This is a genomic window from Myxococcus sp. RHSTA-1-4 (assembly GCF_020037125.1).
Classification (GTDB): domain Bacteria; phylum Myxococcota; class Myxococcia; order Myxococcales; family Myxococcaceae; genus Myxococcus.
Genome location: NZ_JAIQDG010000059.1, coordinates 1 through 14,333, shown reverse-complemented (window position 1 = coordinate 14,333; position 14,333 = coordinate 1). Strand labels below are relative to the sequence as shown.

Genomic DNA, 14,333 nt, shown 5'->3' with positions numbered 1-14,333 from the left:
AGCGCGAACCGTAAGCTGCCCCGCTTGATACAGTGCCGCGACCTGGGTTTGACGCGGCAGGAATCTCCAACGAATTCAGGGGGGTGGAACACCCCCCGAGGCCCGAACCGATGCCCAAGAATCTGCTGGTCGCCGACGACTCGCTCACCATCCGCAAGGTGATTGGGATGATCTTCGCGACCGAGGACTTTCAGGTGACCGCGGTGGACAACGGGCTGGACGCCATCTCCCGTACCCGCGAGCTGCGCCCGGACGTCGTGCTCGCCGATGTGATGATGCCGGGGAAGAGCGGCTACGAGGTCTGCGAGGCCCTGAAGAACGACCCGGCCACCCAGGGCATCCCCGTGGTGCTGCTGGCCGGCACCTTCGAGGCCTTCGACGAGAACCGCGCCCGCGCCGCCCGTGCGGACGACCACATCGCCAAGCCCTTCGAGAGCCAGGTGCTGCTCGACAAGGTGAAGGCGCTGGTGGGGCAGAAGTCCAACACGATGCCGGCCTCCATGGCCACGCAGGTGCGCCCGCCCTCCGCCCAGCCCACGGCGCCCGCGCCGGCCCCCGGTCCCCAGCCCACGGCTCCCGCGGGCGCCCGCCCGGGTGGGATTCCGCAGGGCACCCAGTCGGGCTTCCCCCGTCCTCCGGGGCCCGGAATGCCGCCTGCGGGGGCTCCGGGAGCGCCGCGTCCTCCGGGGCCTGGAATGCCGCCGGGGCCGGGCATGGCCCGCCCGCCGGGGCCTGGAATGCCGCCGGGTGCTCCGGGAGCGCCGCGTCCTCCGGGCCCGGGCATGCCGCCGGGGCCGGGCATGGCCCGCCCGCCGGGGCCTGGAATGCCGCCGGGTGCTCCGGGAGCGCCGCGTCCTCCGGGCCCGGGCATGCCGCCGGGCGCCGCCGCGCGTCCGGGCGTGCCGCCTCCGCCGGGTGCGCACGCGCCGGGCATGCCGCCGCGTCCGGGTGTGCCCGCGCCTCCGGGCATGGCCCGTCCGGGCATTCCCCAGGGCACCCAGCCGGGCTTCCCCCGTCCCCCGGGGGGCGCCCAGCCGCTGCCTCCCGCTCCGGGTGCGGCGCCGCAGCCGGCGGCCCGCGCGAGGGATCCATTCGGCCTGGGCGCTCCCGCGGCGCCGGCCCAGCCGTCCATCAGCATCGAGGACTCGCTGCCCGAGCCCAGCGGCGCCGAGGAGATCTCCCTGGATATCGGCGGCCCGGCGCCGGCCGCTCCGGCGCCGGTAGCGGCCGTCACTCCGGCCGCGGCCCGTCCCGCGGATGGGGGCGAGGCGCTGCTGCGCGAGGCCCTCTCGAAGGCCTCCCGCGAGGTCATCGAGAAGATTGCCTGGGAGGTCGTACCGCAGCTCGCGGAGACCATCATCCGTGAGGAGCTCGAGCGGCTCATCAAGGACCGAGAGACGCAGCACTGACGCGTTCTTCTTCGCCGTACCCTCTGACCTTCCCGCCGGCCCCGTTCCCGGGGCCGGCCGTCTGCAATGACCGACACCACTGAACTGTCCAAGGCCTACGAGCCCACCGAGGTCGAGGCCCGCTGGTACGCCGTCTGGATGGAGCGGAACTACTTCCGCGCCGAGGCGACCTCCGACAAGCCCGCCTTCTCCATCGTGCTGCCGCCGCCCAACGTGACGGGCAGCCTCCACATCGGCCACGCGCTCACCGCCACCATCCAGGACATCCTCACGCGCTGGAAGCGGATGAGCGGCTACAACGCCCTGTGGCTCCCCGGCACGGACCACGCCGGCATCGCCACGCAGATGGTGGTGGAGAAGGAGCTGAAGAAGACCGAGGGCAAGAGCCGGCACGACCTGGGCCGCGCGGCCTTCCTGGAGCGCGTCTGGGAGTGGAAGGGCAAGTACGGCGCCCGCATCGGCGAGCAGCACCGCTTCCTGGGCGCCTCGCTGGACTGGAGCCGCGAGCGCTTCACCATGGACGAGCAATCCTCCGCCGCCGTGCGCGAGGTCTTCGTGCGCCTGTACGAAGAGGGCCTGATGTACCGGGCCCAGAAGCTCATCAACTGGTGCCCCTCGTGCCGCACCGCCCTCAGCGACCTGGAGGTCGAGCACGAGGAGAAGAACGGCTCCATCTGGCACATCCGCTACCCCGTCAAGGACAGCGACCGCACCCTCACCGTGGCCACCACGCGCCCGGAGACGATGCTGGGCGACACCGCGGTGGCCATCCACCCGGAGGACGAGCGCTACCAGGGGCTCGCCGGCAAGGTGGTGAAGCTGCCGCTGACGGACCGCGAGATTCCCATCATCGCGGACGCGGAGCTGGTGGACCCGAAGTTCGGCACCGGCGTGGTGAAGGTGACGCCGGCCCACGACTTCAACGACTACCAGACGGGCCTGCGGCACAAGCTGCCCATGCTCACCATCCTGGACGACGCGGCCCGGATGCTGAAGGAGACCGGGAAGTACGCCGGAATGGACCGCTTCGAGGCGCGCAAGCAGGTGCTGGCGGACCTCACGGAGCAGGGGCTGCTGGAGAAGGAGGAGCCGCACAAGCTGTCCGTGGGCACCTGCCAGCGCTGCGCCACCGTGGTGGAGCCGCGCCTGTCGCCGCAGTGGTTCGTGAAGATTGAGCCGCTGGCGAAGCCGGCGATTGAGGCGGTGGAGCAGGGCCGCACGAAGTTCGTCCCCGAGTCCTGGACGAACACGTTCTTCCACTGGATGCGCAACATCCACGACTGGTGCGTCAGCCGCCAGCTCTGGTGGGGCCACCAGATTCCCGCGTACTACTGCACCTCGTGCAGCCCGCGGCAGGGCGACGACACGGACCTGCCGCTGGACGCGCCCACGGTGAAGGTGGGCGGGGTGGACTTCGCGCGCGCGGAGCCCATCGTCGCTCGCGAGCAGCCCACGTCCTGCCCGAAGTGCGGCGGCACGTCCTTCATCCAGGACCCGGACGTGCTGGACACCTGGTTCTCGTCCGGCCTGTGGCCGTTCTCCACGCTGGGCTGGCCGCGTGAGACGGCGGAGCTGAAGACCTTCTACCCGACGTCCGTCATGGAGACGGGCCACGACATCATCTTCTTCTGGGTCGCCCGGATGATGATGATGGGCCTGCACTTCATGGGCGACGTGCCCTTCCGCACCGTGTACCTGCACGCGATGGTGCGCGACGAGAAGGGCGAGAAGATGTCCAAGACGAAGGGGAACGTCATCGACCCCCTGGACATCGTGCTCGGCGCCACGGCGGACAAGCTCGCGCCCGCGCTGAAGAACAAGTTCCCCCAGGGCATGCCGGCGTTCGGCGCGGACGCGCTGCGCTTCACGCTCGCCTCGCTCACCCAGCAGGGCCGCGACATCAAGCTGTCGATGGACCGGCTCGCGGGCTACAAGGCCTTCAGCAACAAGCTGTGGAACGCCAGCCGCTTCGCCCTGATGAACATGGGCGACTTCCGGCTGGAGGACCGCCCGCTCGACAGGAGCAAGCTGACGCTGGCGGACCGCTGGATTCTCTCCCGGCTGCAGCGCGCCACCACGGAGGCCCGCGCGTCGCTGGAGGCGTACGGCTTCGCCGAGGCGGCCTCCACGCTGTACCAGTTCCTCTGGGCCGAGTTCTGCGACTGGTACATCGAGCTGGCCAAGGGCGCGCTCTACGGCGAGGACGCGGCGGCGAAGGACTCCACCCGCGCGGTGCTGGTGTACAGCCTGGACCGCATCCTGCGGCTGCTGCACCCGTTCATGCCGTTCATCACCGAGGAGATCTGGCAGAAGCTGCCGATGTCCCGGCCGACGGACAGCATCATGATTGCGCCGTACCCGGAGCCGGACGCGGCACTGGTGGACGAGGCGGCGGAGTCGGAGATGGCGCCGGTCATCGCCGCCATCGAGGGCCTGCGCACCATCCGCGGCGAGAGCAACCTGCCCCCCGCCACCAAGGTGAAGGCGGTGGTGCAGAGCGCGGACCCGCGCACGCGTGAGCTGCTGGAGCGGTGGCGCGGCTACCTCATGCCGCTGGCCGGCCTGTCCGAGGTGCAGGTGGGCGCGCCGGGCGCGAAGCCGCCGCAGGCCGCCGCCTTCATGGGCTCCAACCTGGAGATCTACGTCCCGCTGGCGGGCCTCGTCGACCTGGACGCGGAGCGCGAGCGGCTGAAGAAGGAGATTGCCCGCGCCGAGCAGGAGATGGCCGGCGTGCTGCGCAAGCTGGACAACCCCAACTTCGTGGCCAAGGCGCCCCCGGACGTGGTGGAGAAGGACCGCGCCCGCGTCGAGGAGCTGAAGGAGCGCAAGGCCAAGCTTCAGGACCACCTGCAGCGGATTGCCCCGGAGCCCTCCATGCCCGAGTCCACGCCGTCCGAAAGCCACACGTCCGAGCGCAGCATGCAGCCCGCGGAAGAGGGTGCCTCCCCCTCCGAGCCGGCCCAGGTGAAGGTCGCCCCGAAGCAGGAAGAGGCGGGCGGCGTGGACCTGGGCCAGGAACTGAAGGGTGAGCTGGGCGAAACGGGCAGCGCGCCCGAGGCCACGGACACGCAGGTGCAGGAGGCGCTCGCGAAGCTGCGCGAGGGCACGAAGGAGGGACTGTCCCCGTCCGACCACCATGACCTCGGCGTCGCGTACATGACCATGGGGCTCGTGGACGACGCGATGCGGGAGTTCAACCGGGCCAAGGAGGGCGGCGACACCCGCGAGGCTCCCGCCGCCGGCGCGGAGGAGGGTGAGTCCGCTCCCGTGAAGGCCCATGGGGACAAGCTGGTCGCGCGCGAGGAGGCGCAGGCGAAGCCCGCGCGCCCGGCCGGGAAGAAGAAGGCGGCCGCTCCCGAGAAGGTGCACGGCGACAAGCTGGCGCCGCCTCCGACCGCGGAAGCCGCCGAGGCTCCGGCCCCGGTGAAGAAGGCGGCCGCGCCGGCGAAGAAGGCCGCCGCGCAGCCCGCGGCCGGAAAGGCCCCGGCGAAGAAGGCCGTGGTCAAGGCGGCCGGGAAGAAGGCTCCGGCGAAGAAGGCGGCCGCGAAGAAGGCCCCCGCGAAGAAGGCGGCGGTGAAGAAGGGCGCGGCGAAGAAGGCCGTGGTCAAGGCGGCCGGGAAGAAGGCTCCGGCGAAGAAGGCAGCCGCGAAGAAGGCCCCCGCGAAGAAGGCGGCGGGCCGGAAGCCGGCCGCGAAGAAGGCCCCCGCGAAGAAGGCGGCGGCGAAGAAGGCCACCCGGGCGAAGCCCACTGCACGGGCCAGGGCCCGGCGGTAATTGGAGGAGACGTGCAGCAGGACTACCTCGACCGGCTCATCGCGCTGTCACTCGATGAGGACCTGGGGGCGGCGGGAGACGTCACCTCGCAGGCCCTCATCCCTCCCGACGCGGAGGGCAGCGCGGAGCTGGTCGCCAAGGAGCAGTTGGTGCTCGCGGGGCTCGACGCCTTCATCCGGACCTTCCACAAGGTCGACCCGGACGTGGAGGTGGAGCTGCTGCGCCGTGACGGCGAGGAGATCAAGCCCAAGGTGGTCGCCGCGCGCTGCCACGGGCGGATGCGCTCGCTGCTCGCGGCGGAGCGCACCGCGCTCAACCTCGTGCAGCGCGCCGCCGGCATCGCCACCCTGGCCCAGCAGGCCATGACGTCGGTGCGGGGCTCCAAGCTGAAGGTGCTGGACACCCGCAAGACGCCGCCGGGCATGCGCACGCTCGCCAAGGAAGCCGTCCGGATGGGCGGGGCGTCCAACCACCGCTTCGGCCTCTTCGACGGCATCCTCATCAAGGACAACCACATCGCGGCCGTGGGCGGCTCCGTCTCCGAGGCGCTCCGCCTCGCGAAGCTGCATGGCCCCCGGCTGGTGAAGATTGAAATCGAGGTCACCAACCTCAAGCAGCTCGCCGAGGCCATCGAGCACGGCGCCGACGTGGTGATGCTCGACAACATGGACGACGCGCAGATTCGCGAGGCCGTGAAGCTGACGAACGGCCGCGTTCCGCTCGAGGTCTCCGGCGGCGTCACCCTGGACCGGCTGCCCCGCCTGGCGAAGCTGGGCGTGGACTTCGTGTCCATGGGCGCGCTGACGCACTCCGCGCGGGCCATGGACCTGTCGCTGGAAATCACCGGCGCCGCGAAGAGGCCTCGCAAGCCGAAGACGGCCTGACGCGCGGCCACAAGGGCGGGTGGGTACCGGCGGCGAGCCCGTCCGGGGCCCGCCCGCTTCTTTTTTCGCGGGCCGGGTTCCCACGCCAGGCCGGTCGCGTGTCTCAACCGGCGTGGAGTCGAAATGGCACGGGGACTGAGCGCCTCGGAGCTCGCGGAAATCTACGAACTGTACGCGCCCACCGTCTTCGGCCGGGCCAGGACCCTGCTTGGCCGTGACTCGGATGCCTGGGATGCCGTGCAGGAGGTCTTCTGCCGGCTGCTGGAGTCCGCGGGGGCGTTTCGCGCGGAGGCGCGTCCGATGACCTACATCTACCGGGTCACCACCCACGTCAGCCTCAACCTGCTGCGCTCGCGCGCGCTGCGGGACGTGACAACCCGGGAGCCGGAGCCCTCGGAGGAGCAGGAGGGGGCGTCGCCCGGGGAGGTGGAGGCGCGCAACCTGCTGCGAGCGCTCGCTCGCGACCTGGATGAGCGGGCCCTCCAGATTGCCACGCTGCACTTCATGGATGGGCTCACCCAGGAGGAAATCGTCGAGGTGGTGGGCCTGTCGCGCAAGACGGTGGGCAAGGAGCTGGAGAAGGTGCGGGTCCGCGCCCGCCAGCTCACGCTCGAACCCGGATGGGGGGCGTCGTCATGAGTGAGCACCTCTCCAACCTCGTCCTCGACGAGCTGACCGTGGGGAGCAGGCCGCCGCCCTCCCATCTGGACGCCTGCGAGGAGTGCCGCGCGCGGCTGGCCCGGCGTCGCGAGCGGGGCGTGGCCCTCCGTGCGACGCCGGAGTTCTCTCGTGGGAAGGCGCGCATCCTGGCCCACGCGGAAGCGGCAGCCCCGGCTCGCCCGTGGTTCTCCTGGGTGCGCCTCGCGGCCCCACTCGCCATGGCCATGAGCCTCGCGGTGCTGGTGTGGGTGGGAAGTCCGTCCGAGGGTACGCGCATCAAGGGTGGGCCCTTCGTGTCGCTCGTGCGCCTGCGGGATGGGGCGGTGGATGCGCCCCTGAGTCCGGGCGACGTGGTGACCCTCTCGGTGCATGCGGCGCCCCACCGGTATGCGTTCGTGCTCGTCACCGACGCGGGGGGCGCCACGGCTCCGCTCTGGCCGTCGCGTGGAGACCGGAGCGGAGACCCGGTCGAGGTTCCGGCGTCGCCCACCTTCGTCATCACGCCCGGCGACTTCATGCTCGATGCCTTCTTCTCGGACGAGCCCCTGCCGCTCGCCCGGGTGCGGGAGGCCGTCGCCCGCGCGGTCGCCGGATGCGAGGAGCGGGGCCGGCCCGCGGACTGCGCGCCGCCCTCGGAGGTGAAGGGCCTGGCGCGCCACTACCGCCTCTCCGTTACCGTGAGTCCGGCCCCATGATGCTCCTCCCCCTGATGGCCGCCGTGTTGCTGTCGCAGTCCCCTGCCACGGCCGAGCCGCTGCCCCGCAGGTACGCGCTGCTGATTGGCGCCAACCGGGGACTCGCCGCGGATGAGCCGCTGCGCTTCGCGGACTCCGACGCGCGCCGCATGTTCTCGCTGTTCCGCGAGGCGGGCGGGCTCCTGCCGGAAGACGCCCAGTTCGTCACGGGCGCGGACGCGGCCCGCGTGCGCTCCGCGCTGGAGACGCTGCGCGCGCGCATGGCGCGTCACGCGGGGCCGGCCGACCAGCTCGTCGTCTACGTGTCGAGTCACGCGGACGGCGACTCGCTGCACCTGTCCGGCACCCGGCTTCCGGTGAAGGAGTTGGTGCGGTTCGTGGAAGAGGCCCCGGTGGGGGTGGCGGTGATGTTCATCGACTCGTGCCGCTCGGGGGCCGCCACGCGCGTGAAGGGGATTCAGCCCGTGGAGGAGCGCCTCGTCCAGTGGTCCACGCCCGCCATCCAGGGCCGCGTCATCGTCACCTCGTCCAGCGCGGACGAGCTGTCCCAGGAGTCCGATGACATCCAGGGCTCCTACTTCACGCACCACCTGCTGGCGGGGCTGCGCGGCGCGGGAGACCTCACGAAGGACGGACGCGTCACGCTCCAGGAGGCGTATACGTATGCGTATGGGCGCACGGTGGAGTCCACGCTGCTCACGCGCGCCGGCACGCAGCACCCGGAGTTCCTCTTCGACCTGAAGGGGCAGGGCGAGCTGGTCCTCACCGCTCCCGTGTCCGCGTCCAGCCAGCTCGTCATCGCGGTGCCCGAGCCGGGCGAGTGGGTGGTTGCTTCAGAGGATGGTGGCGTGGTGCTGGGCGTCTTCTCCAAGGGCAGCGGGCCGGTGATGCTCGCGGTGCCGCCCGGTGGCTACCGTCTGCGCGTGCGCCGGGACACGGCATGGCTGGAGACCCGAGTCACCGTGCCGGCGCGGGGCGTGGCGGCGGTGGACGCGGAAGTGCTCCGCCATGGGACGCTCGTCGCCAGCCGGGGGAAGATGGCGGAAGACGCGTGGCGCGGCGGGGTGAGCGTGGGCGGCACCTTCGCCACGAGGACGGGCGGCAACCTCTCGTCCGCGACCGGCGTGCAGGTCCTCGCGGCGTTCCACGCGCCCCTGGTGCCCCGCGTGGCCGAGGCCCTCTTCGCGACGGCCTCATGGCGGTCCAGCCGCTCCACGCGGTGGGAGGACTTCCGTCAGCGGGAGTGGGAGCTGCGGCTCGGGCTGGGGCCTCGCTTCCGGGGAGGTGAGGGCACGCTCCTGGTGGGGCCGGAGGTGGGGCTGCTCTTCCTCGAACAGACGGCGCCGGGAACCTCCCGGACGGGGCTCGCGCCCTATGGGGGCGTGGGCGCGTCGCTCTGGCTCGACCTGGGGCCGGTGGCCGTGGTGCTGGCCGGGACGGCGGGCGCCGCGCGCATCCCCGAGGACTCGGGCCCCCGGCTCACCGCGCGCTTCGGCGCCAGCGGCGGAGTGGGCTGGAACTTCTGACTTCGGGTTCCCAGCGAAACCGGCTCGCGTGTCCAAAGCGCACACGATTCAGGTCTTCGCCAGGAGCCCCGATGTCACGTCCAGCCCTCTCCCACCGCGCACCGCGCTTTCTCCTCCTCCCGTGTCTGCTGCCACTGCTCGCGTGTGGAGGGCTGTCCGATGGTGAGGCGCCGCCCGCCGCGGACGCGCTCGTCCTGGACATCAACGGTCCGAGGGCCGTGGACCATGTCCGGGGTGAGTCGTTGCTCATCACCGTGCAGACCACGGGCGTCACGCCCGAGCGGGTGGAGCTCACACGTGACGGGAAGCGTCTCGCCGTCCTCCCGCCGCCGTTCCAGTACACGTGGGACGTCTCCTTCGAGCCGGAAGGGGCCTACAAGCTCAAGGCCCGCGCCGAGTGGCGGGGGCGTACGTACGAGAGCCCCACGCATCCGGTCGTGGTGGACCGGACGCCCCCCACCGTCGTGGAGACGCAGCCGCAGGGCAACAACGTGCGCTGGGCGGAGACGGGCGTCGCCAGCGTCACGTTCTCCGAGCCGATGCTCTCCGCGAGTGTGCGGAGCGACCAGCTGTCGGTGACGCACGCCGCCTCGTCCGCGACGCTGTCGGAAGACGGAAAGACGCTGAGCATTTCCTACAACTCCACGCGCGAAGAGCCGCTGACGGCCATTCTCGAGACGTCGGGCCTCATGGACCTGGCGGGCAACCCGCTGTCGGCGCCGAGCACGCAGGATCAGGGACTCCTGCGCTGGTCGTGGCAGGTCCCCACCTACTGGGAGTCCAACCCGAACACGAGCGAGTCGGTGTCCGACGGCGTGGCCCTGGCCCTGGGGGCCGATGGCGAGCCCGTCGTGGCCTACACGGCCGCTGACCTGGGGGCGCCTTCGCTGCCCGGGGAGCACCTCTACGTGAAGCGCTGGACGCCCACCGGCTGGGCCCTCCAGGGAAGTCCGCTGGTGGCGGGAGAGGCCGTGGCCGAGACGACGGTGCGCCATCCGCGCATGGTGATGGGCCCGGGGGGACGCCCCGTGGTCGCGTTCCTCCAGGGCACCGGGTTGGAGCCGGGGCGTGCGCTCCATGTCTTCCAGTGGGAGGCGGGGACCTGGCGTCCGCTGGGCACGCAGCTGAACGACGCCGGGGGAGGACGGGTCCACGGCGCGGCGCTCGCCGTGGATGGTGAGGGGCGCCCCGTCGCGGCGTGGAGCGCCGAGGGAGGCGTCCACGTCGTCCGCTGGGAGACCGACCACTGGGTCGCGCTGGGAACGCCGCGGCGGGCCAGTGCCGCGGACGTCGGAGTCATCTCGGCGCAGGCGCCGGCGCTGGCGGCGGACGCGAAGGGCGGGGTCGTCGTCGCATGGGCCGAGTCCTCGAGCGCGAGTGCGCCCGCCGACCTCCACGTGCACCGGTGGGCTGGCGCCGGCTGGACGGCGCTGGGGAGCGGCTTCCAGGCGCTGAACCGCTCGGGGCTGGGCGTGAGGGCCCCCGCGCTCGTCATCCAGCAGGGCCAGCACCCGCGGGTTGTCTGGAGTGAGCAGTCAGCGCCGGACATCACGTGGCAGACGACCGTCTTCACCGCCACCTGGTCCGGGATGGACTGGGAGCGGTTGCCCGTGGAGAACTCGGACTCCATGGAGATGGACCGTGGGCCGGTGGCCGTGCTCGATGCGCTGGGGCGCCCGGTGTATGCCTGGAATGGCGGTGCGTTCGGCGCGCATGTGCATCTGGCGACGTACCCGTTCGGCGTCCAGTCGGTGGAGCAGGTGGGGAGTTCGAGCGGCACCGGGCGGCTGTCCATGGTCATGGGCGCGGGTAACAGGCCCGTGGTGGCCTGGGATGGAGGCGCCAGCGTGCACGTCGCCTGGTACAACCAGTGACGTCGCTCCCCCCGGCAGCGCGGACGCGTTGCCGGGGGCATTGCCACCGCGTTGTGATAGCTACGCATTCCCAATCTCCCCTGGAAACGAGGAATGGCAATGCGAGTGATGCTCCGAAGTGCCCTGCTGTGCTCCCTGTTCATCGTCGTGGGCTGCAAGACGGGAGCGGAGGTCCGTCCGACTCCCCAAGAGCCCGTGTTCGAGTCCACGGTGGCCTACTGCGACGAGACGCAGAAGGCCATCTCCAAGGACGCGGACCTGCGCGCGAGCCCGTACGGCATCGACCAGCACGTCGACAAGAACTTCAAGGACCGCAAGGTGTCGTGGCTGATGACGGACAGCGCCTACCAGAAGTTCATCGTGCAGACGGGCGCGAAGAACTTCGGCCGGTGCAACGACAGCGGCTGCTTCCTCTTCGCGGCCCCCGCGGCCACCATCCAGGAGGCCGTTGCGAAGTCGATGGTGGATGGGAAGCATGCCCCCGCGGTCATCGGCCAGGCGCTCGGGCTGCCCGCGAAGAACTTCGAGGGGACGCTGCGGATGATGACGCTGGACCTGGCGGCCTCGAAGACCTGCGCCCGCCTGCCGGTGGACGAGGACCCGGGCGTGTGGAAGTGCCAGACGCCCGAGGACACGGACTGCTTCAAGTTCGGGGGCTACACCTCCGGCGGCATCCCGGAGCTCATGGCCATCAACGCGCCGGTGGAGCAGGCCACCGTCACCGAGGTCCCGTGAGCGACGAGGAGGTCCTCATCCAGAGCCCGCTGATGTATCGGCTGCTGCGGGCTCCGGACGGGACGCTGACCCTCGAGGTCGTGGTGGGCGGCATCGCCATGTACGAGGTCCGCGTGCGGCTCAACGCGGACGAGGCGGCCGCCTACGCACGGGAGGGCCGCGCCTTCGCGGACCGCATGGCCCGGGCCATCATGGCCGACCCTCCCTTCGGAGGGCGCTCGGTGCGCGGCTCGGGGGCGTGAGCGCGCCCAGGGCGTGACGTGGAGGGCCGTGCCCCCTGTGGCGGTCACGGCCCTTCCACGGCGTGGAGGGGCGTGGCCGCGCCGCGGGTAGCCTCATCCACCCGGTCCAGCCACGTGCTCAGCCGCTTCCGGAGGGCCACCTGCCCCGCCTGCCAGGGCGTGAGGGGCGTGCGGAGGCTGTGCAACTGGCCGAAGAGGGCCAGGTCCGCCACGCCGAGCCCGCCGGGGAGCCAGAAGCCCTGCTCGGGGGCGCGCGCGTCGAGCTGGTCCAGCAGCGATTCGAACCGCCGCCAGCACGCCTCCGGGCCCGCGCGCCACACGTCGCGAGCCACCAGCCCCCGCACCACCTTGCGCCGGATCAGGTTGGGAATCACCGCGCGCACCGGCGCTGGCATGGAGGCGAAGTAGGCCGCGCGGGTGGCCGGCCAGTTGCGCTCGTCCGCCCACCTCGACGCCACGAGGAAGCCGTTGACCGCCGTGTCGGCGAGCTCCTCCCAGAGCAGGGCCTCCGGGCTGGCGGCGAAGCGGTCCGGAGCAAGCAGGGTGAGGCGGGCGAGGATGTTCGTGGAGTCAGGCACCGCCTCGCCGTCCACCAGCAGCACGGGCACCTGCCCCGTGGGGTTGTGGGCCCGGTGCGACGCCGGGTTCCCCGCGCACGCCCGCGTGTAGGGCAGGCCCGCGTACTTCAGGGCGCGGTGCACCTTGAGGCAGAACGGGGAATAGCTCTCGAGGCCGGGGAGGCCGGGGTCGGCCAGCTCGAGCAGGGTCAGGGATGGCAGTGCCTTCGTGTTCATGGCGTACACGGTATACCCCGCCTGTGACAGCTATATGTCAGGATTGTCTGGCGCGCCCTGCTCTCGACGGTGCGGCACACGTCCATTCACGGCGCGGCCTCCACCTTCCGCCGAGTGCGGCGTACAATCCTCCAGCCCTCGCCTGTGTTCACTAGGTGCCAGGCTTCCTTGCCGCGGTTCGCCTCACGTTCGCCGCGCCCCAGAGCTGTGAGCAGTGCGCGAGCCGAGCTCAGGGGACGCGCGGCCGCTCCGGGTTTCTGCACCACTCGCTCCAGGAGCCCACGTACAGCTTCGCGCCCGTCAGGCCGGCGCGCTGCAGGGCGAGCAGCGTGTGGCAGGCGGTGACTCCGGAGCCGCAGTGGACGATCAACTGCTCAGGGCTCGAGCCCGACAGGATGGGCGCGTACAGGGCACGCAGCGCGTCGCGTGACTTGAAACGGCCGCCCTCGAGGTTTTCGGACAGCGGCACGTTGTGGGCACCGGGGATGTGCCCCGCGACCGGGTCGATGGGCTCCTGCTCGCCGCGAAAGCGCACGGCGGCGCGCACGTCGAGCACGCGCATGGAGGGCGAGAGGCGCGCGCGCTCCACTTCGTCGATGTCCGCCGTCGGAAGGCGCCAGGTATCGGCCGGGTAGGGCGGCCGCTCGTCGACGTCCGGCAGCGCCGTCGTGAGCGTCATGCCCGCCGAGCGCGCCCCTTCGAGGCCGCCGTCGAGCACGTACACACGTTCGTGGCCGAGCGCCCGCACCATCCACCACATGCGTGCAGCGGCATTCATGCCGCCCTGGTCATCGTAGGCGACCACGGCGTATTTAGATCAGGTGCGGAATGGCCAGCGTAAGGCCGGCTGCTTGCAGATTATGGCGCTGCCATTGTGACCGTCGTTCCATTTGAACCAGGCGGAGCGGGCCGACCGCTCCACGGTCTCCACGGGGTACCACTGCGTCTGGGGATTGGCGGAGTCGAGCACGCGATAGAACCAGCGGCCCTGGGCGTCCGGTTTCGCATCCACCAGCGTGACGCTGTGCGGATTCGGCCCGGGATTGCCGAAGTCCGCTGGGTCCACGCCCAGCTGGATGGGACATTGCGCATCCAGGTGCGCCTTGAAGTAATCGAAGCTGAAGTTCGGGCTATTGAAGGCCACCAGCTCGGTCGGAATGCCCAGCATCTGGAAGACGTCCTGATGATGGCCGTGGAGAATGATTCCCTTGGGATTCGTCCAACCGTTAGCCTGGGCTTGGTCAGAGACCAGTTGAGCCAGCTCATTCTGGATGCCGTAGGCATCGCCCTGGTAGAGCTGGATGATGTTCTCGACGGTCTCCGGGAAGCAGGTGGGCAGGCTCCCCTGACTGTCGTTGATGGCCTCAATGCTGTCGAACCCACTGAAGCGCACGCCCTCGGAGGCGGGTGGAGCGGAAGGCGCTGCTTGGTTTCCGCCGAGGCTCGTGGCGATGGCATCAATCTGCTCAGGAGCGAGCGAGGACGGGTCAACCCCCGCCTCCACGAGAGCGGTGGAGACCTCGTCCGGAGTCGTGGGCAATACGTCTTCGAGCAACTCGCGGAGCCCTTGGAAGAGGGCAGGGCCCTCATCAAGCAGGTCATCGAGGGCCGGGAGGGCCTCACTCATGGCCTCGAAGAGGCCATGCGCGATGCTCGTGGCAGGGCTAGGAGCGTGTTGCTGTAACGGGCAAGGAGCGAGGTAAAGGGCTCCCTGCTGCACCTGGGCCGCCCGTCCCTCCG

12 protein-coding genes are annotated in these 14,333 nt (G+C 71.0%); 9 read left to right on the top strand and 3 right to left on the bottom strand.

The window, feature by feature from the left end; all coding sequences use genetic code 11:
- Nucleotides 1-110: 110 nt before the first annotated feature.
- The 9 genes from K8638_RS42205 to K8638_RS42165 all read left to right on the top strand — a co-directional run bounded on the left by K8638_RS42205 (nt 111) and on the right by K8638_RS42165 (nt 11,799).
- Complete coding sequence (locus K8638_RS42205) at nt 111-1,409, top strand: PleD family two-component system response regulator (RefSeq protein ID WP_223760454.1); 1,299 nt, start codon at nt 111-113, stop codon at nt 1,407-1,409.
- Between the two features lie 66 nt (nt 1,410-1,475).
- The gene (locus K8638_RS42200) at nt 1,476-5,183 is read left to right on the top strand and encodes a valine--tRNA ligase (RefSeq protein WP_223760453.1); all 3,708 of its coding nucleotides are present in this window, start codon (nt 1,476-1,478) and stop codon (nt 5,181-5,183) included.
- An 11-nt stretch (nt 5,184-5,194) separates the two neighbouring features.
- Nucleotides 5,195-6,067 (top strand): carboxylating nicotinate-nucleotide diphosphorylase, encoded by an 873-nt coding sequence (gene nadC, locus K8638_RS42195; protein ID WP_223760452.1) that lies wholly within the window; start codon nt 5,195-5,197, stop codon nt 6,065-6,067.
- 123 nt (nt 6,068-6,190) lie between these two features.
- A complete protein-coding gene (locus K8638_RS42190) occupies nt 6,191-6,706 on the top strand; it encodes an RNA polymerase sigma factor (RefSeq protein WP_223760451.1) in 516 nt (171 codons plus the stop codon).
- Nucleotides 6,703-7,422 carry a hypothetical protein gene (locus tag K8638_RS42185; protein ID WP_223760450.1) on the top strand — a complete coding sequence of 240 codons (720 nt, stop codon included), beginning with the start codon at nt 6,703-6,705 and terminating at the stop codon, nt 7,420-7,422. Before K8638_RS42190 ends, K8638_RS42185 begins: the two co-directional genes overlap by 4 nt.
- Nucleotides 7,419-8,948, top strand: a complete 1,530-nt coding sequence (locus tag K8638_RS42180) for a caspase family protein (RefSeq protein ID WP_223760449.1) — start codon at nt 7,419-7,421, stop codon at nt 8,946-8,948. The genes K8638_RS42185 and K8638_RS42180 overlap by 4 nt, the downstream gene beginning before the upstream one ends.
- Nucleotides 8,949-9,019: 71 nt before the next feature.
- Nucleotides 9,020-10,822, top strand: coding sequence for an Ig-like domain-containing protein (locus K8638_RS42175; protein ID WP_223760448.1), 1,803 nt, complete (start codon nt 9,020-9,022; stop codon nt 10,820-10,822).
- 108 nt (nt 10,823-10,930) lie between these two features.
- Nucleotides 10,931-11,557 (top strand): hypothetical protein, encoded by a 627-nt coding sequence (locus K8638_RS42170; protein ID WP_223760447.1) that lies wholly within the window; start codon nt 10,931-10,933, stop codon nt 11,555-11,557.
- Nucleotides 11,554-11,799, top strand: coding sequence for a hypothetical protein (locus K8638_RS42165; RefSeq protein ID WP_223760446.1), 246 nt, complete (start codon nt 11,554-11,556; stop codon nt 11,797-11,799). The genes K8638_RS42170 and K8638_RS42165 overlap by 4 nt, the downstream gene beginning before the upstream one ends.
- Nucleotides 11,800-11,843: 44 nt before the next feature.
- Here K8638_RS42165 and K8638_RS42160 read toward each other — a convergent pair whose 3' ends face one another.
- From K8638_RS42160 to K8638_RS42150, 3 genes are all read right to left on the bottom strand, one after another.
- A complete protein-coding gene (locus K8638_RS42160) occupies nt 11,844-12,593 on the bottom strand; it encodes a glutathione S-transferase family protein (RefSeq protein WP_223760445.1) in 750 nt (249 codons plus the stop codon).
- 229 nt (nt 12,594-12,822) lie between these two features.
- A complete protein-coding gene (locus K8638_RS42155; protein ID WP_223760444.1) occupies nt 12,823-13,398 on the bottom strand; it encodes a rhodanese-like domain-containing protein in 576 nt (191 codons plus the stop codon).
- A 12-nt stretch (nt 13,399-13,410) separates the two neighbouring features.
- Nucleotides 13,411-14,333, bottom strand: a 923-nt coding sequence (locus K8638_RS42150) for a hypothetical protein (RefSeq protein ID WP_223760443.1), incomplete at its 5' end; no start/stop codon positions are given.